A 24548-nucleotide genomic window follows, 5' to 3' on the forward strand; every position below is an offset into this window, starting at 1 on the left:
GTGAAAAGTAGTTATGCCAAAACGTACCGACATTAAATCCATCCTGATCATTGGCGCCGGCCCGATTGTCATCGGCCAGGCGTGCGAGTTCGACTATTCCGGCGCGCAGGCTTGCAAGGCGTTGCGCGAGGAGGGCTACAAGGTCATCCTGGTCAACTCCAATCCCGCCACCATCATGACCGATCCGGAGATGGCGGATGTCACCTACATCGAGCCGATCACCTGGCAGGTCGTGGAGAAAATCATCGCCGCCGAGCGTCCCGACGCGTTGCTGCCCACCATGGGCGGGCAGACCGCGCTCAACTGCGCGCTCGACCTGGCCAAACATGGCGTGCTGGAAAAATACGGCGTGGAGATGATCGGCGCCACCAAGGAAGCGATCGACAAGGCCGAGGACCGCGAGAAATTCAAGAAGGCGATGGAGAAGATCGGCCTTGCCTGCCCGCGTTCGGCTATCGCCCACAGCCTGGAAGAAGCTTTGCAGGTGCAGGCGATGGTCGGCTACCCCTCCATCATCCGCCCCTCCTTCACCATGGGCGGCTCGGGCGGCGGCATCGCCTACAACCGCGATGAATTTCTCGAGATCTGCGAGCGTGGCCTGGACGCTTCGCCGACCAAGGAACTGCTGATCGAGGAATCCGTCATCGGCTGGAAAGAGTTCGAGATGGAGGTGGTGCGCGACAAGAAGGACAACTGCATCATCATCTGCTCGATCGAGAACTTCGATGCGATGGGCGTGCACACCGGCGACTCGATCACCGTGGCGCCGGCCCAGACCCTCACCGACCGCGAATACCAGATCATGCGCAACGCCTCGCTGGCGGTGCTGCGCGAGATCGGCGTGGAAACCGGCGGCTCCAACGTGCAGTTCGGCATCAACCCGGACGACGGCCGCATGGTGGTGATCGAGATGAATCCGCGCGTGTCGCGCTCCTCCGCCCTGGCCTCCAAGGCGACCGGCTTCCCGATCGCCAAGGTGGCGGCCAAACTGGCCATCGGCTACACCCTGGATGAGCTGCAGAACGATATTACCGGCGGCCGGACCCCGGCTTCGTTCGAGCCTTCGATCGATTACGTCGTCACCAAGATTCCGCGCTTCGCCTTCGAGAAATTTCCCCGTGCCAACAGCCGCCTCACCACCCAGATGAAGTCGGTGGGCGAGGTGATGGCGATCGGACGCACCTTTCAGGAATCGCTGCAAAAGGCGCTGCGCGGACTGGAAGTCGGCAGCGACGGGCTGGACGAAAAGACCTCGGACCGCGAAACCATAGAAACCGAGCTGGGCGACCCCGGCCCGGATCGCATCTGGTACATCGCCGATGCCATGCGCGCCGGCATGAGCCAGGCTGAAATTTTCAGCCTGACCCACGTCGATCCATGGTTCCTGGCGCAAATGGAAGACCTGGTGGCGCGCGAGCAGGCTCTGAAAGGGCGCGGCCTGGATTCCATCAGTGCCGACGAAATGCGTGCACTCAAGCGTCGCGGCTTTTCCGACCGACGCCTGGCCCGGCTGCTCGCCACCGACCAGCATGCGGTGCGCGCCCTGCGCCACGCACAGGGCGTGCGCCCGGTGTACAAGCGCGTGGATACCTGCGCTGCCGAATTCGCCACCGACACCGCCTACATGTATTCCACCTACGAGGAGGAGTGCGAGGCGGAGCCTACCAACAAGAAAAAGATCATGGTGCTGGGCGGTGGTCCGAACCGCATCGGCCAGGGTATCGAATTCGACTACTGCTGCGTGCATGCCGCGCTGGCGATGCGTGAGGACGGCTACGAGACCATCATGGTCAACTGCAATCCGGAAACCGTCTCGACCGACTACGACACATCCGATCGTCTATACTTTGAGCCGCTGACCCTGGAGGACGTACTCGAGGTGGTTGCGGTGGAGAAGCCGGTCGGCGTGATCGTCCAGTACGGCGGCCAGACCCCGCTGAAACTGGCGCGCGATCTTGAAGCCAACGGCGTGCCGATCATCGGCACCAGCCCGGACATGATCGACGCCGCCGAGGACCGCGAGCGTTTCCAGCAGATACTGCACGAACTGGGCCTGAAACAGCCGCCCAACCGCACGGCCCGGACACCGGAAGAAGCGATCCGCCTTGCCGTTGAAATCGGCTATCCGCTGGTGGTGCGGCCATCCTACGTGCTGGGCGGGCGCGCCATGGAAATCGTGCACCAGCAATCCGACCTGGAGCGCTACATGCGCGAGGCGGTGAAGGTTTCCAACGATTCGCCGGTGCTGCTCGACCGCTTCCTCAACGATGCCACCGAAGTGGACGTGGATGCAATCTGCGATGGAACCGACGTGCTGATCGGCGGGTTGATGGAGCACATCGAGGAAGCCGGCGTGCATTCCGGCGATTCCGCCTGCTCGCTGCCGCCCTATAGCCTGTCGCCGGAAATCCAGGATGAAATGCGGCGCCAGACCGTGCTGATGGCCAAGGCGCTCAAGGTGGTCGGCCTGATGAATGTGCAGTTCGCTATCCAGGGCGAGACGGTGTTCGTGCTCGAAGTCAATCCGCGTGCATCGCGCACCGTGCCGTTCGTGTCCAAGGCCGCCGGCTTGCAACTGGCGAAGATCGCGGCGCGCTGCATGGCCGGGCGCACCCTCAAGGAGCAGGGCGTCACCCGCGAAGTGGTGCCGCCTTACTATTCCGTCAAGGAAGCCGTGTTCCCGTTCATCAAGTTCCCGGGCGTGGATACCATCCTCGGGCCGGAGATGAAGTCTACCGGCGAGGTGATGGGTGTAGGCGCGACTTTTGCCGAGGCCTTCGTCAAGTCGCAGCTCGCTACCGGGGTGAAGCTGCCCTCCAGCGGTCGCGCCTTCATCAGCGTGCGCGGCAGCGACAAGGACAAGGTCCTGGATATTGCCAGGATCCTGGCGGAGCAGGGCTTTAACCTGGTTGCCACGCGCGGCACGGCGGCGGCTCTTTCCGCAGCAGGTTTGGCAGTGACGGCGGTGAACAAGGTGCATGAAGGTCGCCCCCACATCGTGGACATGATCAAGAACGGCGACATCAACCTGATCGTCAATACCGTAGAGGACAAGCGTGGCGTGCATGATTCCTACGCCATGCGCAACGCCGCCTTGCAGAACAAGATCACCTACTACACCACGCTGGCAGGTGCCCGCGCCGCCTGTGCCGGCATTCGGCACATGCAGGAACTGCAGGTGTATGACCTGCAGGGCCTGCACGCCAGGCTGCCCCAGTAGTCATAAGCCGCTGCCTGGCTTCAAACTGGTTATCCAAGAAATCCGAGGGGAAAATGAGCAAGGTTCCATTGACAACACACGGCGCCGAATTGCTGCGCGCCGAACTGCATAACCTGAAGACCGTCGAGCGTCCGAGTGTGATCGCGGCCATTGCCGAGGCTCGATCGCACGGCGACTTGTCCGAGAACGCCGAGTACGATGCGGCCAAGGAACGCCAGAGCTTTGTCGAGGGGCGGATTGCCGAGGTCGAGTTCAAGCTGTCCAATGCCCAGATCATCGATCCCCAGCAGCTCGATGCCGAAGGCCGTTGCGTGTTCGGCGCCACCGTCGATCTGGAGGATCTGGAAAGCGGCGAAGCCGTGACCTACCAGATCGTTGGCGACGACGAGGCCGACATCAAGCAGGGCAAGATTTCCATCGGTTCGCCGATTGCCCGTGCACTGATCGGCAAATTCGCCGGCGATGTCGCCGAGGTGCAGGCGCCGGGCGGCGTGCGAGAATATGAAGTGCTGGATGTGAAGTACATTTAATGAATCGCTTCGCCGACAAACTTTCCTTCTTCGCCATCACCTTGTGGGTGGGCGGCCTGTGGGCCATCGGTTACCTGGCCGCACCGTTGCTGTTTGCGTCGCTGGGCGACAAAATGCTGGCAGGCATGCTGGCGGGCAAGATGTTCACCTGGATCGCCTATGTCGGCATGGGATGCGGTGTTTACCTGTTGATACACCGCCTGGCGGTGTTTGGTGGCAGTGCGTTGAAGCAGGGGTTTTTCTGGGCTGTGCTGGTGATGTTGCTGCTCACCGCAGCCATTCACTTCGGCATCCAGCCGATACTGGCGGGCCTGAAAGAGCAGGCGTTGCCGAAAGAAGTGATGGAAAGCGTGTTCCGCGATCGCTTCGCCCGCTGGCACGGGATATCCAGCATCGGTTACCTGATCGAAAGCCTGCTCGGCCTGGTTCTGGTCCTGGCGCCGCGCCGGAGTTAGGGCCTGTTATTGGTGATGAGTGATGGGAAATGGGTGATGAGAAAACCCATTACTAATTACCCTTCCCTCATTACTCTTTAGGCAGTACCAGCTTGGGTTTTTCGGCCGGCTTGTAAACGATCAGAACCTTGCCGATGTGCTGTACCGATGCGGCGCTCAAGGTTTCACAGATTTCCGTGATCTGGCTGTCGCGCGTCGCCTTGTCGCGGCTGTGCGATTTTATCTTGACCAGCTCATGGCTGGCGATGCTGCGCTCGATTTCTTTCATTACCGCCTCGGTGAGGCCGGCGTCGCCGATCATCACCACGGGATTCAGGTTGTGAGCCTGGGCGCGAAGAAAGCGCCTTTGCTCCGGAGTGAGTGATAGCATCATATTTAGCATCCTTGGAAAGGTTCGCAGTTTACCCGATGAAGCGCACTAAAACCAGCAAGGCCTGGATGATGGAGCACGTTACCGACCCCTACGTCCAACTGGCGAAGCACGAAGGTTACCGTTCGCGCGCCTCGTATAAACTACTGGAAATTATCGAGCGCGACCACTTGCTCAAGCCCGGCATGAGGGTGGTTGACCTGGGCGCAACGCCTGGGGGGTGGTCGCAGGTGGTGGCGCAGAAGCTGGCTGGCCAGGGGAAGGTGATCGCTCTCGACCTTCTGGAAATGGTGCCTCTGGCTGGCGTGACTTTTATCCAGGGTGATTTCCGCGAAGATGCGGTGCTGGCCGAGTTGGTCAAGGCGCTGGATGGCCGTCCGGTGGACCTTGTTATTTCCGATATGGCCCCCAATCTCAGTGGTGTTGGGCTCGTTGACCAGGCACGGGCGATGCACCTTGCCGAGCTGGCGCTGGAGTTTGCCTTGCAGCATTTGAAACCGGGCGGCAGTTTCCTGGTCAAAGTATTCCAGGGCGATGGCTTCGATGAGTATATTCGGACAATGCGCGGACATTTCAGGCAGGTAGCGACGCGCAAGCCGAAAGCATCGCGCGGTCGAACCAATGAAACCTTTCTGCTCGCAAAAGATCTGACACGAGCCGAATAAAGGGTTTAGAATTTACTTGCATATTGTGGGCTTGAGGAGCGGTTTTGAATAATCTGATGAAAAATATTGCAGTCTGGCTGGTGATCGCGCTGGTGCTGATGATGGTGTTCAATCAATTCGGCCAGCGCCAGGCTGTCCAGGCACCACTGGAATACTCCCAGTTTCTCGAAGAAGTGAAGCAGGGGCAGATCGCCAAGGTATCGATCGAGGGTCATGTGCTGAAGGGCGTGAGGTCCGACGGCAAGCGCTTCACCACTTATGCGCCATCCGACCCCTGGATGGTGAGCGACCTGCTCAAGAATGGCGTTGTGGTGGAAGCCAAACCGGAAGAAGAACCCTCTTTCCTGATGAACCTGTTCATTTCCTGGTTCCCGATGCTGCTCCTGATTGGCGTGTGGGTGTTCTTCATGCGCCAGATGCAGGGCGGCGGCAAGGGCGGCGCGTTTTCGTTCGGCAAGAGCAAGGCGCGCATGCTGGATGAGACCACCAACACCGTGACCTTTGCCGATGTCGCCGGATGCGACGAAGCCAAGGAAGAAGTGTCCGAACTGGTGGAATTCCTGCGCGACCCGAGCAAGTTCCAGAAACTGGGCGGGCGGATTCCCAAAGGGGTGCTGATGGTCGGCAACCCCGGTACCGGCAAAACCCTGCTGGCCAGGGCGATTGCCGGCGAGGCCAAAGTGCCGTTCTTCAGCATTTCCGGCTCCGACTTTGTCGAAATGTTCGTCGGCGTCGGCGCAGCCCGGGTGCGCGACATGTTCGAGCAGGCCAAGAAAAATGCCCCCTGCATCATCTTCATCGACGAGATCGACGCGGTCGGCCGCCAGCGCGGTGCCGGCCTGGGCGGCGGCAACGATGAGCGCGAGCAGACCCTGAACCAGCTGCTGGTGGAAATGGACGGCTTCGAGGGCACCTCCGGCGTGATCGTGGTCGCTGCCACCAACCGTCCCGACGTACTCGACCCGGCGCTGCTGCGCCCCGGTCGCTTCGACCGCCAGGTGGTAGTGCCGCTGCCGGATATTCGCGGCCGCGAGCAGATTCTCATGGTGCATATGCGCAAGGTGCCGATGGCGCCGGACGTGAAGGCGGATATCCTGGCACGCGGCACGCCCGGCATGTCGGGCGCGGATCTGGCCAACCTGGTGAATGAGGCGGCGCTGTTCGCTGCACGCAGCAACAAGCGCCTGGTCGACATGGAAGACTTCGAGCGCGCCAAGGACAAGATCATCATGGGCGCCGAGCGCCGCTCCATCGTCATGCCCGAGCACGAGCGCAAGAACACGGCTTATCACGAGGCCGGGCACACGGTGGTGGCGAGGCTGTTGCCGAAGACCGATCCGGTACACAAGGTCACCATCATCCCGCGCGGCCGCGCCTTGGGCGTGACCATGCAGCTGCCGACGGAAGACCGCTACAGCATGGACCGCGAAACCATTTTGCAAAATATCGCGGTGCTGTTTGGCGGTCGCATTGCCGAAGAAGTGTTTATGGGGCAGATGACGACCGGCGCTTCCAATGATTTCGAGCGCGCCACCGAAATGGCACGGCGCATGGTGACGCAGTGGGGGATGAGCGATGCCTTGGGGCCGATGGTCTATGGTGAGAATGATGGCGAGGTGTTTCTTGGTCGTTCCGTCACCACCCACAAGAACGTATCCGAGGCCACCATGCAGAAGGTGGACGTCGAAATCCGCCGCATCATCGATCAACAGTACGCCTTGGCGCGCCGCCTGATCGAGGAAAACCGCGACAAGATCGAGTTGATGGCGAAGACGCTGCTGGAATGGGAAACCATCGATGCCGACCAGATCAACGACATCATGGAAGGCAAGGCGCCGCGTCCGCCCAAGCCGAGCCAGAGCAAGCCGAATCCGCCTTCGGATAGTGCGCCGACTGCACCGGCAACACCTACCCCCCATCCGGCTCAGGAAACCTGAAAGCGGTAATGGGTGATGAGTGATGGGGAATGAAAAACCCATCACTCATCACCCATTTCACATTACCCGAATGCTCCGCTGCGGCCGTTTCACCCTACCTCTCAATCGCCCGTTGATCATGGGCATCGTCAACGTCACGCCCGACTCGTTCTCCGATGGCGGTCGCCATGGTTCCGCCGCTGCCGGGATCGAACACGCCTTTCGGCTGCTGGAGGAGGGGGCGGACATCCTCGATATCGGCGGCGAATCGTCGCGCCCCGGCGCGCAGCCCGTCGGTATCGACGAGGAGCTGCGGCGGGTGCTGCCGCTAATCGAGGCGTTGCAGGGCAGCAACGTGCCGCTGTCGGTGGATACCTGCAAAACCGAGGTGATGCGCGCGGCCATCGATGCCGGTGCGGACATGATCAACGACATCAATGCACTGCAAGGAGAAGGCGCGCTGGAAGCGGTGGCTGGCTCGAATGCGGCCGTTTGCCTGATGCACAAGCAGGGCACGCCGCAAACCATGCAGCTTGCTCCCCGCTACGGGGATGTCGTGGCGGATGTCATGGCTTTTCTGGCCGCGAGAATGGCCGCGGCACAGGCCGCCGGCATCGGCCGCGAGCGACTGGTGGTCGATCCCGGCTTCGGCTTCGGCAAGTCGCTGGAACATAATGTCACCCTGCTGCATCAGCTCGACCGCTTCCAGGCACTGGGGGTACCGCTGCTGGCAGGCCTGTCGCGCAAGTCCATGCTCGGCCAGATCACCGGTCTGGATGTGGATGCGCGGCTGATTCCCAGCGTCGCCGCGGCAGTGATTGCGGCAATGAAGGGTGCTAGAATTATCCGAGTGCACGATGTAAAGGCCAGCAAAGAAGCCTTGCAGATCGTGAATGCCATCAACCTGTAAAAAGTGATTAACCACGAATATGCACGAATGACACACGAATGTTCACGAATAATCGGCGATACATATGGCTAATAGCCAGTCAGCTTGAAACGCTGTTTTCTTTAACTATTCGTGTTCATTCGTGAACATTCGTGTCATTCGTGGTTAATCGCCGTTTTTAGCATCAAGGAAAACAATGACTAGAAAATATTTCGGCACCGATGGCGTGCGCGGCAAGGTCGGCGAAGCGCCGATCACCCCGGATTTTGTGATGCGTCTGGGCTATGCGGCCGGCAAGGTGCTGGCGGCTCAGGAGAGGAGACTGCCGCAGGGCGATCATCCAGCAGTGGTCATCGGCAAGGACACCCGCATCTCCGGCTACATGCTGGAATCCGCCCTGCAGGCAGGGCTTTCCGCAGCCGGGGTGGACGTGCTGCTGACCGGACCGATGCCGACCCCGGCGGTGGCCTATCTCACCCGCGCCCTGCGCGCCCAGGCAGGAATCGTTATCAGTGCCTCGCACAACCCGTTCGAGGATAACGGTATCAAGTTCTTTTCGGCGGCCGGCACCAAGCTGCCGGACCAGACCGAGCGCGCCATCGAGAAGGCGCTGGAAGAGCCGATGCAAACCATGCCATCGGAGAAACTGGGCAAGGCGCGCCGGATCAACGATGCGGCCGGGCGTTACATCGAATTCTGCAAGAGCACCTTTCCCAACGAGCTCGATTTGCGTGGGCTGAAGATCGTTGTGGATTGCGCCCACGGCGCCACTTATCACGTCGCGCCGCCGGTGTTCCATGAGCTGGGAGCGGAAGTGGTGGCCATCGGTAATCAGCCCGACGGCCTCAACATCAACCTCGAATGCGGCGCTACCTGCCCGCAGGCCTTGCAGGCGGCGGTGAAGCAGCACCAGGCCGACCTCGGTATCGCCCTTGACGGCGACGGCGACCGCCTTATCATGGTGGACGAAGCGGGCGAAGTTTTCGATGGCGACCAGCTGCTTTACGTGATTGCCAAGCACCGTCACAAGCACGGCCAGCTCAAGGGCGGCGTGGTGGGTACCCTGATGACCAACCTCGGCATGGAGCATGCCCTGGAGAAGTTGAAAATCTCCTTTGCCCGCGCCAAGGTGGGCGACCGCTACGTGCTGGAGATGCTCAATGAACGTGGCTGGCAGGTGGGCGGAGAGGGCTCCGGCCATATTCTCTGCCTGGACCGGCACAGCACCGGCGATGGCATCGTTTCCGCGCTGCAGGTGCTGCTGGCGCTGCGCATGGCGGGGAGTACGCTGGGCGATTTCACCCGTGAGCTCACGCTATATCCGCAGGTGCTGATCAATGTGCCGGTGAGCAAAGATTTCGATTTCCGAGAAAGCCCACAGGTTCAGGCGAGACTGGCGGAGGCTGAACAGGAACTGGACGGCGCCGGGCGGGTGCTGCTGCGCGCCTCGGGCACTGAGCCGCTGCTGCGGGTGATGGTGGAAGGCAAGTCCGGTCAAAAGGTCCGGCACTGGGCCGAAGCGATCGCCGATACGGTGCGCCAGGCAGCGGGGTAGGCTTAGGTATCAAACCGCAGTATATGTAGTGTAGGTTGGGTTAGCGGCTTTATCGCGTAACCCAACAAACCCAACCAAAAGTAGGCGCCTCTAGGCGATACCGATGTTTAGAAGGAAGATTGGGTTTGTCGCCTAGAGGCGCCTACTTCTGGTGGGTTACGGCGCAAAATGTTGCGCCTAACCCAACCTACATTATTGTGGCCAGGTTTTGATCAGCCAAACTTGCCTGTAATGTAGTCTTCCGTCGCGGTCTTTTTCGGCGTGGTGAAGATCATGTCGGTATTGCCGAACTCGATCAGTTCGCCCAGATACATGTAAGCGGTGTAGTCGGAGACGCGTGCCGCCTGCTGCATGTTGTGGGTGACGATGATGATCGTGTAGTCCTTCTTCAGCTCGTGGATCAGCTCTTCGATGTGGGCAGTGGAGATCGGGTCCAGCGCCGAGGCCGGTTCGTCGAGCAACACCACTTCGGGTTTCACGGCGATGGCCCGGGCGATGCACAGCCGCTGCTGCTGTCCGCCGGACAGGCTGTTGCCATTCTGCTTGAGTTTGTCCTTGACCTCGTTCCACAGCGCGGCCTTGCGCAGCGCCCATTCGACGCGATCCGTCATGTCGCGCCTGCTTAGACTTTCATAGAGCTTCACGCCGAAGGTGATGTTGTCGAAAATCGACATCGGGAACGGCGTTGGTTTCTGGAACACCATGCCCACCTTGGCACGCAGTCTGTTCAGGTCCTGCTGGGCATCGAGGATATTCTCGCCATCCAGAATGATTTCACCCGTGGCTTTCTGCTTGGGGTAAAGCTCGTACATGCGGTTGAAGGTGCGCAGCAGGGTGGATTTGCCGCAGCCGGACGGACCGATGAAGGCGGTGACTTTCTTTTCCGGAATGCTCAGGTTGACGGATTTCAGGGCGTGGTAATGGCCGTAATAAAAATTCAGGTCCTTGAGGATGATCTTGGGGTTGGTAATCACGGCTTCGTTCATTATCGGGTCCTGTTAACCGGTTAAGCGGCGTTCAACCTAGAAACCTCAGTTGGAGGGGGTGGAGTGTGCGGTTTTTTGGGGGGCAGGGCAAGGCGCAACGACGCGGGAATGGTCGTTCCATTCCAAGAAGTTGCAACGCCGCCATGCGCCGCAAAAACCGTGCAATCCATCCCGTAGCGAATCCACCAACCGGGTAAAACGGTGAATTATGAAAAAGTTTATTTGAATCATTCTGTTAAATATCAGGGCTAGCGGTCAACTGAGGTTTCTAGGTTCAATGCGATGGGGCCTTCTGGCGGAAAAAAATGCGCGCCAGAATATTTAGTGTCAGTACCATGAAAGTGATCAGCAAGGCACCTGCCCAGGCCAGTCGCCGCCAATCCTCATAGGGGCTCATGGCGAACTGGAAGATCACCACCGGCAGGTTGGCCATCGGCTGGTTCATGTTGCTGCTCCAGAACTGATTGTTCAGGGCGGTGAACAGCAGCGGCGCAGTTTCACCGCTGATGCGCGCCACCGCCAGCAGGATGCCGGTCAGGATGCCGCTTGTGGATGCCCGCAGGGTGACCAGCATGATTACTTTCCATTGCGGCGCACCCAGGGCGGCCGCTGCCTCGCGCAGACTGTTCGGCACCAGCCGCAGCATGTTCTCGGTGGTCCGCACCACCACCGGGATGACGATCAGGGCCAGCGCGAGCGAGCCCGCCCAGCCGGAGAAATGGCCTACGCTCACCACATAGATTTCATAGACGAACAGGCCGATCACGATGGATGGCGCTGACAGCAGGATGTCGTTGACGAAGCGCGTGGTCGGTGCGAGCCAGCCTCTCTGGCCGAATTCCGCCAGATAGGTGCCGGCGAGTATGCCGATCGGAGTGCCGATCAGTGCGGCGACCATGGTCATCACGAAACTGCCGGCGATGGCGTTGAGCAAACCGCCGTCGCTGCCCGGCGGCGGTGTCATCTGGGTGAACATGGCGATACTCAGGCCGTGAAAGCCTTGCGCGACCAGCGTCCAGAGTATCCAGACCAGCCAGAACAGCCCGAATACCATGGCGAGCAGGGAAATGGTCAGATTGAAGTTGTTGATCAGGCGTCTGCGTGCGTAGAGGGAGAGCATCATGAAGATCCTAGGACTGCTTGCCTTCGCGCTTGGTCAGCTGCATCAGCAGCAGCTTGGAGAGCGAGAGCACGATGAAGGTGATCAGGAACAGGATCAGGCCCAGTTCGATTAATGCCGAGGTGTAAAGAGGCCCGACCGCCTCGGTGAATTCGTTGGCGAGTGCCGATGAAATGCTGTTGCCCGGCATCAGCAGGGAAGCGCTGAGCTCATGGGCGTTACCGATGACGAAGGTCACCGCCATGGTTTCGCCCAGCGCGCGGCCGAGGCCGAGCATGATACTGCCGACCACGCCGATCTTGGTGTAGGGGAGAACCACGTGCCAGACTACTTCCCAGGTGGTAGCGCCGAGGCCGTAAGCCGATTCCTTGAGCATCGGCGGCACGATCTCGAACACGTCGCGCATCACCGAAGCAATGAAGGGGATCACCATGATCGCCAGGATCAGGCCGGCAGTGAGCATGCCGATGCCCATCGGCGGCCCCTGGAATAGCGGGCCGATCAGGGCTGCATTGCCGAGATGCTCGGTGAGCCAGGGTTCTGTTTGAGCGAAGGCCGGGGCGAAGACGAACAGGCCCCACATGCCATAGATGATGCTCGGGATGCCGGCCAGCAGTTCCACCGCGATGCCGAGCGGGCGTTTGAGCCAGCGCGGCGACATCTCGGTGATGAACAGGGCAATACCGAAGCTGGCCGGGATGCCGATCAGCAGGGCGATAATCGAGGTAGCCAGGGTGCCGACGATCGGTACCAGTGCACCGAATTGCTCCGTCACCGGGTTCCATTCCGAGCTGACCAGAAATTTGGAGCCGAACGCCTTGATGGCGGGAAGGCTGCCTATCAGCAGAGATACTACGATCCCGGCAAGGATGGCGAACACCAGAAAGGCGAATAATCGCGTGGTGTTGCGGAAGGCCAGGTCCAGCAGATGCTGTCGCTTCAGGCGTGTGTCGGAGAATAATTTGGACATGGGGATAAATTATAACAGGTTCAGGATACCTGGCCGTTTTGCGCGTCCGGTATGCTACGGCATCTTCTCTAGTCGCTAAACCCGGCATTCTCCAGGGAGAGTGTTGAGGCAATATTCAGTCCGGGCGCCAGTGATTCTTACTGTATATCAGGAAGCGCTTTCAGGCGCTTCCGGGTTTTCGCGTAGCGATCAAGTCGCCAATCTTTCAAAACATCCAGCACCAACTGGAAGTCATCATAATCGAGATCGTAAATCGTCGTTAAGTTGAAATTTTCCTTCTGGTCGAGTGCCTTGACCAGTTCCCTGAAAACCTGCGAAGCGGGCTCGTCCGGGGTTTTCAGAATGCGTTTCTCGATTTTCTTCAGGTTATTCATAAAGCCTCCGAAGTGGGCTTGGTGAGTATGGGCCGGGCGTCACGGCTACACTCCAAGAATGCCCAATTATACTGGATATCCTCCAGGTAGAAAGCGGCTGACTCGATTTGCCGGCCAATTTCCCGAGTCTCGTCGGGTTTCATGTTGGCGATGCTGTCACGGGCGCGGGACAAGCCGGCAATCGTTGCTTCGAGTTGGGTGTGGATTATTTCATGGATATTTATCTTGGCTCCTCGAAAATGGAGTGACTTGGTGGCTTGAATGTCCTCACAAAAAAACCCCGCGTTCCCGCGGGGTTTGATTGTCAGGACACTTAAAATCAGTTCCAGATTGCCTTGCCGCTGGCATCCTTGATCTGGGCTTTCCATGCGCCCTTGACCAATTTCACGACGCTGTCGGGCATCGGGATGTAGTCCATGTCCAGCGCCATCTTGCCGCCATTGGTGTAGGCCCAGTCGAAGAATTTCAGGACTTCCGCGGCGTTTTCCGGCTTGCCCTGAACCTTGTGCATCAGGATGAAGGTGGCGCCGGTGATCGGCCAGCTTTGCTTGCCGGGTTCGTCGGTGAGGATTTCGTAGAAGCCCGGTGCCTTATCCCAGTGGGCATTGGCGGCGGCGGCCTTGAAGGACTCCTCGTCGGGTTTGACGAACTGGCCGTCCCTGTTCTGCAGCTGGGTATAGGTCATTTTGCTCTGCAGGGCGTAGGCGAATTCGACGTAACCGATCGAGCCCTTGATCTGCTTCACGTATGACGCCACGCCCTCATTGCCTTTGCCGCCTACGCCGGCCGGCCAGGCAACCGAGGCTTCCTCGCCTACTTTGGTCTTCCATTCCGGGCTGACTTTGGACAGGTAGTTGGTGAAGATGAAGGTGGTGCCGGAACCATCGGAACGGTGCACCACGGTAATCGCATCGTCAGGCAGCTTGGCGTCCTTGTTCAGTGCGACGATGGTGGGGTCGTTCCACTTCTTGATCTTGCCCAGGAAGATGTCGGCCAGCACCGTGCCGTTCAGCTTGATTTGTCCGGCCGTAGTGCCGGCCAGGTTGATGACCGGTACGACGCCACCCATTACCGCCGGGAATTGCATCAGGCCGTTCTTGTCCAGTTCTTCGGGTTTGAGCGGCTTGTCGGAAGCGCCGAAATCCACGGTCTTGGCCTGAATCTGCTTGATGCCGCCGCCCGAGCCGATGGACTGGTAGTTGAAGCTGGTACCGGTTTTGGCTTTGTAGGCCTCCGCCCATTTGGCGTAAATCGGGTAGGGGAAGGTAGCGCCGGCGCCGGTAATGTCGACGGCAAAGGCAGCAGAGCTCAAACCCAGGGCCAGTGTCGCGGAGGCGGCCAGTTTCAGGCCAAGTTTGAATTTCATCGATGTTCTCCTAAGTCGGTTCAAAGAAAACAGGGCGTTTACCCTGTTGGCTGATCGCCATGATAGAGGGGAAATATTACAGAATTATTACGGACAGCAAACCGTTTAACCAAAAAAGGCAGTTCATTAACCGCAAAGACGCGAAGGCGCAAAGCAATGGGCTTCGCAGGGATGGGCGGCTTTATTGCCCAACTCGCAAAACAAGGGCATAAAATCCATCTGGTATTCGCCTATCTGGTGACTAGGCAGATTCTGATAGCGCATTGTTTTTCCTTTGCGTTCTTTGCGCCTTTGCGGTTCATATGCTTTTTAAAAACTGCGGTCCGATGTCAGGGTTTGACGACGTTGCAACGGATCGCCAGCCGGACAAGCTGGGCGGCGTTTTGCAGTCTGAGTTTTCGCATGATATGGGCGTGGTGTACCCCGACGGTTTTGGGGCTGATCGAAAGCATGACGGCGATGTCGGATACCGAATGCCCTTCCGCCAACAGCTGGAAAATTTGAAATTCGCGTGTGGAAAGCGCTTGTAAGGGGTCTTCCGTGGAAAAAAGGCGGTGGTGCATCAGGTCCGGGACATACTTCGAATCGACGAACAATTTTCCCTGCGCCACCAGGCGTACCGCTTCCACCATTTGTGCCACGCCGCCCTGCTTGGTGAGGTAGCCGGTGGCACCTGCCTCCAGCGAGCGCAGCACCAGGGTTTCGCTGTCATGCATGCTGAATACCAGCATATTTACTGCCGGATCTTTGGCCTTGATGCGGCGCAGGGTTTCCAGGCCGCCGATGCCGGGCATGCTGAGGTCGAGGACCACCACGTCGGGCGTGTATTGCGCATAAAGCGCGCAGGCCTCTTCGCCGTCGTTGGCTTCCGCGACTACCCGGATATCCGGTGTGTTTTCCAGCAGATGGCGATAGCCGTCCCGCACCACGGGGTGGTCGTCCACCAGCATGACCGTGATCGATTTCGGGGGCGTGGCCTTGTTATTCATGTTTTTCTTCTTTCTATCATCTCCTGCGCAACCGGTAGCCGAATATCGATGCATACCCCTTGCCCCGGCGCGCTGTGTGACATGAATTCACCCCCTGACGTGATGACCCGTTCCCGTATTCCCAGCATTCCCAGGCCCTTGAGCGGCAGCCTGGGGTCCATGCCTTTGCCGTCATCCTGCACCGTCAACAGCAGATGCTCCGGGGCGGATGCTTCGCCCGGTACGCGGCGCAGCCACACCTTAACATGGCTGGCCTGGGCATGGTTGGCGATGTTGGTGAGCGCTTCCTGCACGATGCGGTACAGGGTGATATTGAGGGATTCCGGCAAGTCATCGAGATTGCCATCCAGTTCCAGATCGCAAACAATTTTCGGGTGGTGCTGGCGCCACTGTATTGCCAGCTCCTGCAGGCTTTCAGTCAGGCCGAGCTCGTCGAGCAGGCTGGGGCGCAGGCGGCGCAATATTCGGCGAATCACGCTTTGGACCTCGGTAGCGCTCTTGCCGATGGCCTGGGCGTTGGCATAAATTTCCGGTTCCCGTTCGGCGCCGGAACTGCTGCAAATCGCCCCGGCTTCTGCCTGGATCGCAGTCAGCCATTGGCCGAGCTCATCGTGCAGTTCCCGGGCAAGGTGGCGCCGTTCCGATTCCTGCAGGCTGAACAGGCGCTGCGTGAGCAGGCGGTTCTGCCGCAGCAGGTCTTGCGAGCGCTGTTCCGCTTCCCTGATTGCAGTGACGTCGACACTGACTCCCACCAGGCCGGCCGTCTTACCGTCCGGGCCGAAATAAGGGGCGAGCGAGGTGGAGAGGAAGAACAGATTGCCCCTGGCATCGGACACCGTTCGTTCCCTATTCCTGAGCGGCTTGCCGGAAAGTAGTACGGAGCGGTCAATCCGCTGGAACACCTCGGCCTGCTCGCGCGGGGTCAGGTCGAAACTCGTCTTGCCCAGAATGTCCGCCGCCGGGCGGCCGAAGAAATCCGCAAACACTTGGCTGACAGCGGTGAAGCGCAGATCCGTATCCTTGAAGTACGTCATGGCCGGAATCGTGTTGAGCAGCGCCTCCTGCGCCGAGCGAGTCTGTTGCAGCGCCCCCGTCGTGCGCTTCTGTTCGCTGATGTCGGTCATTACCATGCGGCAGGTGCGGCTCTGGCCGGCAGTGCCCGTCATGGGGGCGCTTTCCAGGCGGACGTCGTGCTCGACGCCGCCGCGCTGGATTTTCAGCTCGGTGACGATATTGCTAGTGCCGGTAGAACGAAATACCCGATTCAAGTAGAGAAAGAACAGCTGGCTGTCATTGAGGGCCAGGCGGGCGGAAAAGGGTGTGCCGATGATGTTGGCGCGCTCGTCGCCCAACATCGCCGCCCCGGTCAGGTTGATTTCCAGGATGCGCCCGGTCTCTTCCAGAGTGAGGTAACCCATCGGGGCGAAATCGTACAGGTCGGCATAGCGGTCGCGTGCTTCTTCCAGCCGCTGCTGCGCTTCCCTCATCTCGCGGTTCTGCATTTCCAGTTCGATCTGGTGGATCTGCAGCTCGTGCAGCAGGTGCGTTTTGCTCTGATCGAGGCTGGTCTTCGAATCTACCTGAAGCTGATCGATCTTGTCGAGCAGTTGCGATTTGCTCAGCGCCACATGGTCGTCGCTTCGCTGTCTTTCGTCGTCGGCCATCATATTTCCTTTTCGGTGGTGGCGATGGCAGCAGGATTGCCGGATTCGTCCAGCAATGCCGAGGTCGTCAGCCAAATCCTGATCTCGCGGCCATCCTTGGTACGGCGGCGGGTTTCGCAGGGCGGCACATGTTCGCCACGCTTGAGCCGCTCGATCATGCCGCGCGTTTCCTCCTGTGCTTTTTCTGGGATCAACGCGCCGGCGTTGAACTCAAGTACCTCCTCTTCAGTATAGCCGTACATTTCCTGCGCACGCCGGTTCCAGGCCAGGATGCGGCCGGCAAAGTCCTGCACCGTGACCGCGTCGTTGGAGTCGCGCACCACGGCGGCCAGGCGTCGTTCCTGCTGCAGAATCTGGTGCAGCCGTTCAGCCTCCTTGGTGCTGTCGATGTTGATGAACGACATCACCACTCCCTCGATGCGGTTGTCCAGCGTCTTGTAGGGCCGGATGCTCAGGGTATAATAGCGACCTTCACTATCCTGCACCTCGATCGACTGGGCTACGATGGTCTCGATCACTTCCCGCACCCGTTCTTCCAGATCGGGGATGCTGACGTTGGGCCGGATGTTGCCGATCGGCCGCCCGATGTCGGCGTCGATCAGGTTCAACAGCGATTTTGCGGTCGGCGTGAAGCGCCGGATGAGCAGGTCATCGCTCAGGATCACGATCGCCAGCTCCACGCTCGCCAGCAGGTTGGCGAGGTCGTTGTTGGAACTCGTCAGCTCCAGGTTGCGGTTCTCGTGCTCCTCGTTGATCGTGGCCAGTTCATCGTTGATGAATTGCAGCTCTTCCTTGGCGGTTTCCAGCTCCTCATTGGTGCTTTGCAACTCCTCGTTGGCGGACTGGATTTCCTCGTTGGCGGATTGCAGTTCCTCGTTGGTCGCTTCCTGCTCCTCGATGATCGATTGCATGTATTCCCGGCTGGTGAGCAGTTCGTGCTCCAGCGTCTGGATGCGCAGGTCTGTGGCATCGGGGGCCTCCGCGTCCGGGTGCGCTGTGGCAGGCGCCTCGCTGCCGGGCTCGAACAGCACCAGGTAGTGCGGCTCGGCGGACTCCTCTCCCGACAGCGGCAGCACCTGCAGATTCACTATCCGGTAGCCGCCTTCGTTGCGGATGCGCACGCCCTCTTTGCGCGCCTTGTTGCGCTCCTTGATGGCCTGGCGCACCACCGTGCGCAGCTCCATGACCAGGTCCTGCCGCGCCATCTTGAGCAGGTTGAGGCTGGCGCTGCCGGGAGAGGGCTCGATATAGGGGCCGGTCTGGCCGCGGAAATGGAGAATCTGCATTTCCTGGTTGATGATTACGCCCGGCGGGCCGTAGGCGGTCAGGATCAGGCGTTCGGCTTCTTGCTGGAGATCGAGTGCGGACAGCGCACGCGCCGGGGTTGTCTGGTCGGCGGCAGGCATAGCGGCGGCGTGGGGCAGGGTGGTGAAATCATAGCCCGGCAGAGTGTCCACCGATTTCTTGGTGTAAATCTTGTTCTTCTTGTCCACCGTGGCAAACAGGTCGGCGAAACTGCCGATGGTCTCCGAGGTGCCGAGCATCAGGAAACGACCCGGCCGCAGGGCATAGTGGAAGGTGTGCAGCACCTTCTTTTGCAGTACCGCGCCGAGATAGATCATCAGGTTGCGGCAGCAGATCAGATCGAGACGGGAGAAGGGGGGGTCCTTGATCACGTTTTGCACCGCGAACACGCAGATGTCGCGGATGATCTTGCTGATCTGGTAGCCGCCCGGGGTCTTGATGAAAAAGCGCTGCAATCGTCCCGGCGCAATGTCGTCGCGGATGCTTTCCGGATAGACGCCCTGGCGCGCCTTGTCGATGGCCTTGTCGTTGATGTCGGAGGCGAATATCTGGATCGGGATGTTGCTGGCGCGGTCGCCCAGGAATTCGAGCAGCGCGATCGCCACCGAATAGACCTCCTCGCCGGTGGAGCAGCCCGGCACCCAGATGCGCAGCGGCTGCTCGACGGAGCGTTTTTCCATGAGGATGGGGAAGACTTCCTGCTGCAGCGCCTCGAAGGTGTCGGGATCGCGGAAAAAACTGGTGACGTTGATCAGCATGTCCTGAAACAGGGCGTCCAGCTCGCCCGGCTGCTTCTGCAGGTACTTGACGTAATCCTCCATTTTTTCCAGCTGGTGCAGCACCATGCGCCGTTTGATGCGGCGCCGGATGGTGCTGTGCTTGTAATAGGTGAAGTCGTTGCCGGTGCGCGAGCGCAGCAGCACGAAAATCTTGTTCAGGTTGTCGCCGCCCTCGGACAGCAATTCTCCCCTGGGGCCGGATTCCTCAGGGCGCAGGTAGGGGTGGCGCGCGATTCGCACCAGTTCCTTGCCGATCTCTTCCGGCGTCAGGACGAAATCGACATGGCCGGCCGCAATGGCGCTGTGCGGCATGCCATCGTATTCGGCGGAATCTTCGCTCTGGGCAAAGGTAATGCCGCCTTCAGCCTTGATCGCCTTCATGCCGAGCGTCCCGTCCGACGCCGTGCCCGACAGGATGACCCCGATCGCGTTGCTCTGCCGGTCTTCCACCAGGGAGCGCAGAAAATCGTCGATCGGCAGGTGCTTGCCATATCCGTCCGGTCGCGGCATCAGGTGCAGCACGCCGTGCAGCATGGCCAGGCTGTAATTGGGCGGCATCACGTAAACGTGGTTGGGGGCTATCCGAGTGCCGTCGCTAATTTCAACTACCGGCATGGCGGTGGCGCGGGCGAGCAACTCGGGCAGCAGGCTCACATGCTTGGGGTCGAGATGCTGCACCAGGACGAAGGCCATGCCGGTGTCGGCGGGCAGGTTCTTCAGTAGTTTGGTGAAGGCGTCCAGGCCGCCGGCCGAGGCGCCGACGCCCACCACCGGAAATGTTTGTTCCGCAGCGTCGGGCTGCTTGTCGCCCAACTCCTGTTCGGCGGAATGGGGTTGAGAATTGGATTTTTTGGGCATGGTCCGGGTTCGGTTGAGTTACCCTAAAAACCGCTATTATCCACGGATGAACACAGATTAACACAGATAAAACAAATGGTTGAGCATAAGCCGTTGGCTACCCGAGGGTGGGCTATACACTTTATGTAACCATTGATAATCCGTGTACATCCGTGTTCATACGTGGATAAACCGCTCTTTCCAAGGTTATTGTACGGTTTGACTGAACATTACTTCTCTACCGGGAAAATAACAAGAACTCGTAGTGCATTGCGCGGCGGATGCCGCGTTGCGGTCGCGTAACCAGGATTGACCGGGCTGGCCTGAAACAGTATCATTAGCCGCTTTGCAAAAACGAGAAAAACAGCCATGCGGGGAAAGTTGGTTGCGGGTAACTGGAAAATGAACGGCGGCCTGGCGCAGAACAAGGCGCTGCTGGAGGCTGTTATCGCTGGCATGGCCGGCGTGCAGGGTATGGGTTGCGCGGTGTGCGTGCCTTATCCGTATCTGTTTCAGGCACAATCCTTGTTGCAGGATACCGCGATTGCCTGGGGTGCGCAGAACCTGAGTCAGCACGACAAGGGCGCCTTTACCGGCGAGGTTTCCTCTGCGATGCTGCTGGATTTCGGCTGCAAGTACGTGCTGGTGGGTCATTCCGAACGTCGCGCCATTTACGGCGAGGACGACGCCACGGTGGCGCTGAAATTCGAGGCGGCGCAGAAGGCCGGCCTGACCCCGATCCTGTGCGTGGGCGAAACCCTGCAGGAGCGCGAATCCGGCATAACCGAGGCGGTGGTGGCGCGCCAGCTCGATGCAGTGACCGGGAAATTCGGCGTGGCCGCATTGTCTAAAGCGGTAGTGGCCTATGAACCGGTCTGGGCAATCGGCACCGGCAAGACTGCCTCGCCGGAGCAGGCGCAGGCGGTGCATGCCTTTATTCGGGGCAAGATTGCGTCCCAAAACAAGGATGTTGCTGACGGACTGGTCATTCAGTACGGGGGTAGCGTCAAAGGGTCGAATGCGGCCGAGTTGTTCGGCATGCCGGATATCGACGGCGGCCTGATTGGCGGCGCCTCCCTGGATGCGCAGGAATTCCTGGCGATCTGCCATGCGGCAAAGCGCTAAACTGTAAGAGGGTAACAATGGAAACACTGGTTTGGGTTATACATATTATTGCGGCGCTGGGTACGATCGGCTTGGTGCTGATGCAGCACGGCAAGGGTGCGGATATGGGTGCTGCCTTCGGTAGCGGCGCATCCGGCAGTCTGTTCGGTTCCACCGGATCGGCAAATTTCCTGAGCCGCGCTACGGCGATTTTTGCCACGGTTTTCTTTTTGACCAGCTTGGGATTGACCTATTTTTCCAGCCACAAGAGCAAGCCGGTGGGCGTGATGGAGTCGCATAGCCTGGCACAGCCCGCCGTTCCAGCTGATGCTGCCAAGCAAGTAGTGCCAGTTGTTCCGGCCCAAGGTGGTGCTGCCGGATCGAAGGCGGGAGAAATCCCTAAGTAACACCCTGTTTTTGAATGCCGATGTGGTGAAATTGGTAGACACGCCGTCTTGAGGGGGCGGTGGCGCAAGCCGTAGCAGTTCGAGTCTGCTCATCGGCACCAGATATTCTGAAAAATAGCTCGCCTTTTGGTTGAGGAGGGTTATAATAAAATCAGTAAATAATGAATAACTGATGTAACGCTTGGTCGTTTGCCATTATGGGGCGCCAGCCTAGCTCAGAGGGAAAGGGGCCGCATGCTGGAAAATTATTTTCCGATCTTGCTGTTTGTCATGGTAGGCCTCGCGGTTGGGGTCATGCCGATGGCAATGGGTGGCCTTCTCGCGCCGCATCGTCCCGACGACAAAAAAAACTCCCCCTACGAATGCGGCTTCGAGGCCTTCGAAGATGCGCGCATGAAATTTGATGTGCGCTACTATCTGGTCGCCATTCTGTTCATCCTGTTCGACCTTGAAATCGCTTTCCTCTTTCCCTGGGCGGTGGTGCTGCAGGAAATCGGCCTGTTCGGTTTCTTCGCCATGATGATTTTCCTTGCCATCCTGGTGGTCGGCTTCGTTTACGAGTGGATGAAAGGGGCGTTGGAATGGGAATAACGGCATGAGCAGGAAGCAGGGGCCCCGCGCAGCGGGGATGCGACCGGCCGCGATTGCCGTTGAATGCCTGAACTGGCACGGTGTTCTGCACGGTAGCCGGATGGTAATGGAGGTGACGCATGGGCATTGAAGGCGTCCTTGAGAAGGGGTTCGTCACCACTTCGCTCGATACGGTATTCAACTGGGCCAGTACCGGTTCGATGTGGCCGATGACTTTCGGCCTCGCCTGCTGTGCCGTGGAGATGATGCAGGCGGGCGCTTCGCGCTACGACCTGGACCGCTTCGGCATCGTGTTTCGCCCCAGTCCGCGCCAGTCCGACGTGATGATCGTGGCCGGCACCCTGACCAACAAGATGGCGCCCGCATTGCGCAAGGTCTACGACCAGATGGCCGAGCCGCGCTGGGTGTTGTCGATGGGTTCCTGCGCCAACGGCGGCGGCTATTACCATTATTCCTACTCGGTGGTGCGCGGCTGCGACCGTATCGTGCCGGTGGACGTTTACGTGCCCGGTTGCCCGCCCACCGCGGAAGCCCTGCTCTATGGCCTGATCCAGTTGCAGAAGAAGATCAAGCGCACCCATACCATTGCCCGCTAAACGTCGATGAAACTGGAAACACTCAAGCAAAATCTGCAAGCCGTGCTGGCCGACAAGGTGGTCGGTTTTTCCGAGCATGTCGGTCAACTGGCGATTGAAATCAGGCCGGAACACTGGCTGGAAGCGGCGCGCGCCCTGCGCGACCATCCCGAATTGCGTTTCGAGCAGCTCACCGACCTGTGTGGCGTGGATTACAGCACCTATGGCGATGGCCGCTGGCAGGGCCGGCGTTTTTGCGTGGTGGTGCACCTGCTTTCGGTCAGCAACAACTGCCGGGTGCGAATAAAAATGTTTGCCAGTGACGATGATTTCCCGGTGGTGGATTCGGCCTCCGAGATCTGGCCGGGCGCCAACTGGTTCGAGCGCGAGGCCTTCGACCTGTTCGGTATTATTTTCACCGGCCACCCCGACCTGCGCCGCATCCTTAGCGATTACGGCTTCATCGGCCATCCCTTCCGCAAGGATTTCCCGCTTTCCGGCAACGTCGAGATGCGCTACGACCCGGAGCAGCGCCGCGTGATCTATCAGCCGGTGAGTATCGAGCCGCGCGAGCTGACGCCACGCATCGTGCGCGAGGAGAATTACGGTGGCTGATATCCGCAATTACACCCTGAATTTCGGTCCACAGCATCCAGCGGCGCACGGCGTGCTGCGCATGGTGCTGGAGCTGGATGGCGAGGTGGTGAAGCGCGCCGATCCGCACATCGGCTTGCTGCACCGCGCCACCGAGAAGCTCGCCGAGCACAAGACTTTCCTCCAGGCGATGCCCTACATGGATCGCCTCGATTACGTGTCGATGATGTGCAACGAGCACGCCTACGTGATGGCGACCGAAAAGCTGCTCGGCATCGAAGTACCGATCCGCGCCCAGTACATCCGCGTCATGTTCGACGAGATCACCCGCATCCTCAACCACTTGTTGTGGCTGGGCGCGCACGGTCTGGACATCGGCGCGATGACCATCTTCCTCTACACCTTCCGCGAGCGCGAAGACCTGATGGACGTCTACGAGGCGGCCTCCGGAGCGCGCCTGCACGCCGCCTACTACCGCCCGGGCGGAGTGTACCGCGATCTGCCCGACAGCATGCCGCTGTATGAAACGGCGAAAATGACGGTCCACAACGCAAAGCAGGTGGAGGGCATGAATGCCAACCGTCACGGCTCGATGCTGGATTTCATCGAGGATTTCACCAACCGCTTCCCCGGTTGCGTCGACGAGTACGAAACCCTGCTCACCGACAACCGCATCTGGAAGCAGCGCACCGTCGGCATCGGCGTGATTACGCCGGAACGCGCCCTGGCGCTGGGACTGACTGGCCCGATGCTGCGCGGATCGGGGTTGGCGTGGGACTTGCGCAAGAAGCAGCCCTACGAAGTTTATGACAGGATGGATTTCGACATCCCGGTTGGCGTCGAGGGCGACTGCTACGACCGCTATCTGGTGCGCATGGAAGAAATGCGCCAGTCCAACCGCATCATCAAGCAGTGCGTGGACTGGCTGCGCGTCAATCCCGGGCCGGTGATCACCGACAACCACAAGGTGGCGCCGCCTGCGCGGGAGGGAATGAAGCAGAACATGGAAGAGCTGATCCACCACTTCAAGCTGTTCACCGAGGGCATGCATGTGCCCGAGGGGGAGTGCTATGCGGCAGTGGAGCACCCCAAGGGCGAATTCGGCATCTACATGGTTTCCGACGGCGCCAACAAGCCCTACCGCCTCAAGATCCGCGCCCCGGGCTTCTCCCACATGTCGGCGATGGATGAAATGGCGCGCGGTCACATGATTGCCGACGTGGTGGCGCTGATGGGCACCTTTGATATCGTGTTTGGCGAGATTGACCGATGAATGACTTGAACCGC

22 protein-coding genes and 1 tRNA gene are annotated in these 24548 nt (G+C 59.6%); 14 read left to right on the forward strand and 9 right to left on the reverse strand.

The genetic code is table 11. The features are described 5' to 3' along the window. The first annotated feature begins 13 nt into the window (after positions 1-13). Genes carB through VMV64_RS13350 form a run of 3 tightly spaced genes read left to right on the forward strand, consistent with a single transcriptional unit; the run spans position 14 to position 4205 of the window. Positions 14-3220, forward strand: a complete 3207-nt coding sequence (gene carB, locus VMV64_RS13340) for a carbamoyl-phosphate synthase large subunit (RefSeq protein WP_325331122.1) — start codon at positions 14-16, stop codon at positions 3218-3220. A gap of 53 nt (positions 3221-3273) precedes the next feature. Next, positions 3274-3750 carry a transcription elongation factor GreA gene (greA, locus tag VMV64_RS13345; RefSeq protein WP_325331124.1) on the forward strand — a complete coding sequence of 159 codons (477 nt, stop codon included), beginning with the start codon at positions 3274-3276 and terminating at the stop codon, positions 3748-3750. Continuing rightward, on the forward strand, positions 3750-4205 hold the full coding sequence (locus tag VMV64_RS13350; RefSeq protein WP_325331126.1) for a DUF4149 domain-containing protein: 456 nt from the start codon (positions 3750-3752) through the stop codon (positions 4203-4205). Before greA ends, VMV64_RS13350 begins: the two co-directional genes overlap by 1 nt. A 70-nt stretch (positions 4206-4275) precedes the next feature. Here the strand turns inward: VMV64_RS13350 and VMV64_RS13355 are convergent, their stop codons facing one another. Then, the gene (locus VMV64_RS13355; RefSeq protein ID WP_325331128.1) at positions 4276-4578 is read right to left on the reverse strand and encodes a YhbY family RNA-binding protein; all 303 of its coding nucleotides are present in this window, start codon (positions 4576-4578) and stop codon (positions 4276-4278) included. 35 nt (positions 4579-4613) lie between these two features. Between VMV64_RS13355 and rlmE the strand changes: the two genes are divergently transcribed. The 4 genes from rlmE (at position 4614) to glmM (ending at position 9600) form a co-directional block, all read left to right on the forward strand. Then, positions 4614-5240, forward strand: a complete 627-nt coding sequence (gene rlmE, locus VMV64_RS13360; protein ID WP_325331130.1) for a 23S rRNA (uridine(2552)-2'-O)-methyltransferase RlmE — start codon at positions 4614-4616, stop codon at positions 5238-5240. 44 nt (positions 5241-5284) lie between these two features. After that, on the forward strand, positions 5285-7177 hold the full coding sequence (gene ftsH, locus VMV64_RS13365; protein ID WP_325331132.1) for an ATP-dependent zinc metalloprotease FtsH: 1893 nt from the start codon (positions 5285-5287) through the stop codon (positions 7175-7177). 70 nt (positions 7178-7247) lie between these two features. Then, positions 7248-8066 carry a dihydropteroate synthase gene (folP, locus tag VMV64_RS13370; protein ID WP_325331500.1) on the forward strand — a complete coding sequence of 273 codons (819 nt, stop codon included), beginning with the start codon at positions 7248-7250 and terminating at the stop codon, positions 8064-8066. Between the two features lie 175 nt (positions 8067-8241). After that, positions 8242-9600 (forward strand): phosphoglucosamine mutase, encoded by a 1359-nt coding sequence (glmM, locus tag VMV64_RS13375; protein ID WP_325331134.1) that lies wholly within the window; start codon positions 8242-8244, stop codon positions 9598-9600. Positions 9601-9812: 212 nt separating this feature from the next. Here glmM and pstB read toward each other — a convergent pair whose 3' ends face one another. From pstB to VMV64_RS13415, 8 genes are all read right to left on the reverse strand, one after another. Then, entirely contained in the window at positions 9813-10586 is a 774-nt protein-coding gene (gene pstB, locus VMV64_RS13380) for a phosphate ABC transporter ATP-binding protein PstB (protein ID WP_325331136.1), read from the reverse strand. 274 nt (positions 10587-10860) lie between these two features. Further along, positions 10861-11706: a phosphate ABC transporter permease PstA gene (pstA, locus tag VMV64_RS13385; protein ID WP_325331502.1), complete on the reverse strand. Its 846-nt coding sequence runs from the start codon at positions 11704-11706 to the stop codon at positions 10861-10863. A gap of 10 nt (positions 11707-11716) precedes the next feature. Next, positions 11717-12676 (reverse strand): phosphate ABC transporter permease subunit PstC, encoded by a 960-nt coding sequence (gene pstC, locus VMV64_RS13390; RefSeq protein WP_325331138.1) that lies wholly within the window; start codon positions 12674-12676, stop codon positions 11717-11719. A gap of 137 nt (positions 12677-12813) precedes the next feature. After that, positions 12814-13050, reverse strand: a complete 237-nt coding sequence (locus VMV64_RS13395; protein WP_325331140.1) for a hypothetical protein — start codon at positions 13048-13050, stop codon at positions 12814-12816. 319 nt (positions 13051-13369) lie between these two features. After that, positions 13370-14416 carry a phosphate ABC transporter substrate-binding protein PstS gene (gene pstS, locus VMV64_RS13400; protein ID WP_325331142.1) on the reverse strand — a complete coding sequence of 349 codons (1047 nt, stop codon included), beginning with the start codon at positions 14414-14416 and terminating at the stop codon, positions 13370-13372. Positions 14417-14745: 329 nt separating this feature from the next. Continuing rightward, positions 14746-15405 carry a response regulator transcription factor gene (locus tag VMV64_RS13405; protein ID WP_325331144.1) on the reverse strand — a complete coding sequence of 220 codons (660 nt, stop codon included), beginning with the start codon at positions 15403-15405 and terminating at the stop codon, positions 14746-14748. Then, entirely contained in the window at positions 15402-17069 is a 1668-nt protein-coding gene (locus VMV64_RS13410) for a PAS domain-containing protein (protein WP_325331146.1), read from the reverse strand. The genes VMV64_RS13405 and VMV64_RS13410 overlap by 4 nt, the downstream gene beginning before the upstream one ends. Further along, a complete protein-coding gene (locus tag VMV64_RS13415) occupies positions 17069-20011 on the reverse strand; it encodes a chemotaxis protein CheB (protein WP_325331148.1) in 2943 nt (980 codons plus the stop codon). The genes VMV64_RS13410 and VMV64_RS13415 overlap by 1 nt, the downstream gene beginning before the upstream one ends. A gap of 348 nt (positions 20012-20359) precedes the next feature. Between VMV64_RS13415 and tpiA the strand changes: the two genes are divergently transcribed. The 7 genes from tpiA to VMV64_RS13450 all read left to right on the forward strand — a co-directional run bounded on the left by tpiA (position 20360) and on the right by VMV64_RS13450 (position 24534). Then, positions 20360-21115: a triose-phosphate isomerase gene (tpiA, locus tag VMV64_RS13420; protein ID WP_325331150.1), complete on the forward strand. Its 756-nt coding sequence runs from the start codon at positions 20360-20362 to the stop codon at positions 21113-21115. 17 nt (positions 21116-21132) lie between these two features. Beyond that, on the forward strand, positions 21133-21501 hold the full coding sequence (secG, locus tag VMV64_RS13425; protein ID WP_325331153.1) for a preprotein translocase subunit SecG: 369 nt from the start codon (positions 21133-21135) through the stop codon (positions 21499-21501). A 16-nt stretch (positions 21502-21517) separates the two neighbouring features. Continuing rightward, positions 21518-21602 (forward strand) — tRNA-Leu (locus VMV64_RS13430). A 133-nt stretch (positions 21603-21735) separates the two neighbouring features. Beyond that, positions 21736-22092, forward strand: coding sequence for an NADH-quinone oxidoreductase subunit A (locus tag VMV64_RS13435; RefSeq protein ID WP_325331155.1), 357 nt, complete (start codon positions 21736-21738; stop codon positions 22090-22092). 119 nt (positions 22093-22211) lie between these two features. Further along, the gene (locus VMV64_RS13440; protein ID WP_325331157.1) at positions 22212-22688 is read left to right on the forward strand and encodes an NADH-quinone oxidoreductase subunit B family protein; all 477 of its coding nucleotides are present in this window, start codon (positions 22212-22214) and stop codon (positions 22686-22688) included. 6 nt (positions 22689-22694) lie between these two features. Next, complete coding sequence (locus VMV64_RS13445) at positions 22695-23282, forward strand: NADH-quinone oxidoreductase subunit C (RefSeq protein ID WP_325331159.1); 588 nt, start codon at positions 22695-22697, stop codon at positions 23280-23282. After that, a complete protein-coding gene (locus tag VMV64_RS13450; protein ID WP_325331161.1) occupies positions 23275-24534 on the forward strand; it encodes an NADH-quinone oxidoreductase subunit D in 1260 nt (419 codons plus the stop codon). The genes VMV64_RS13445 and VMV64_RS13450 overlap by 8 nt, the downstream gene beginning before the upstream one ends. Positions 24535-24548: the final 14 nt, after the last annotated feature.

The sequence above is a fragment of the Sulfuricella sp. genome (assembly GCF_035531155.1).
In the GTDB taxonomy this organism is placed as follows: Bacteria; Pseudomonadota; Gammaproteobacteria; order Burkholderiales; family Sulfuricellaceae; genus Sulfuricella.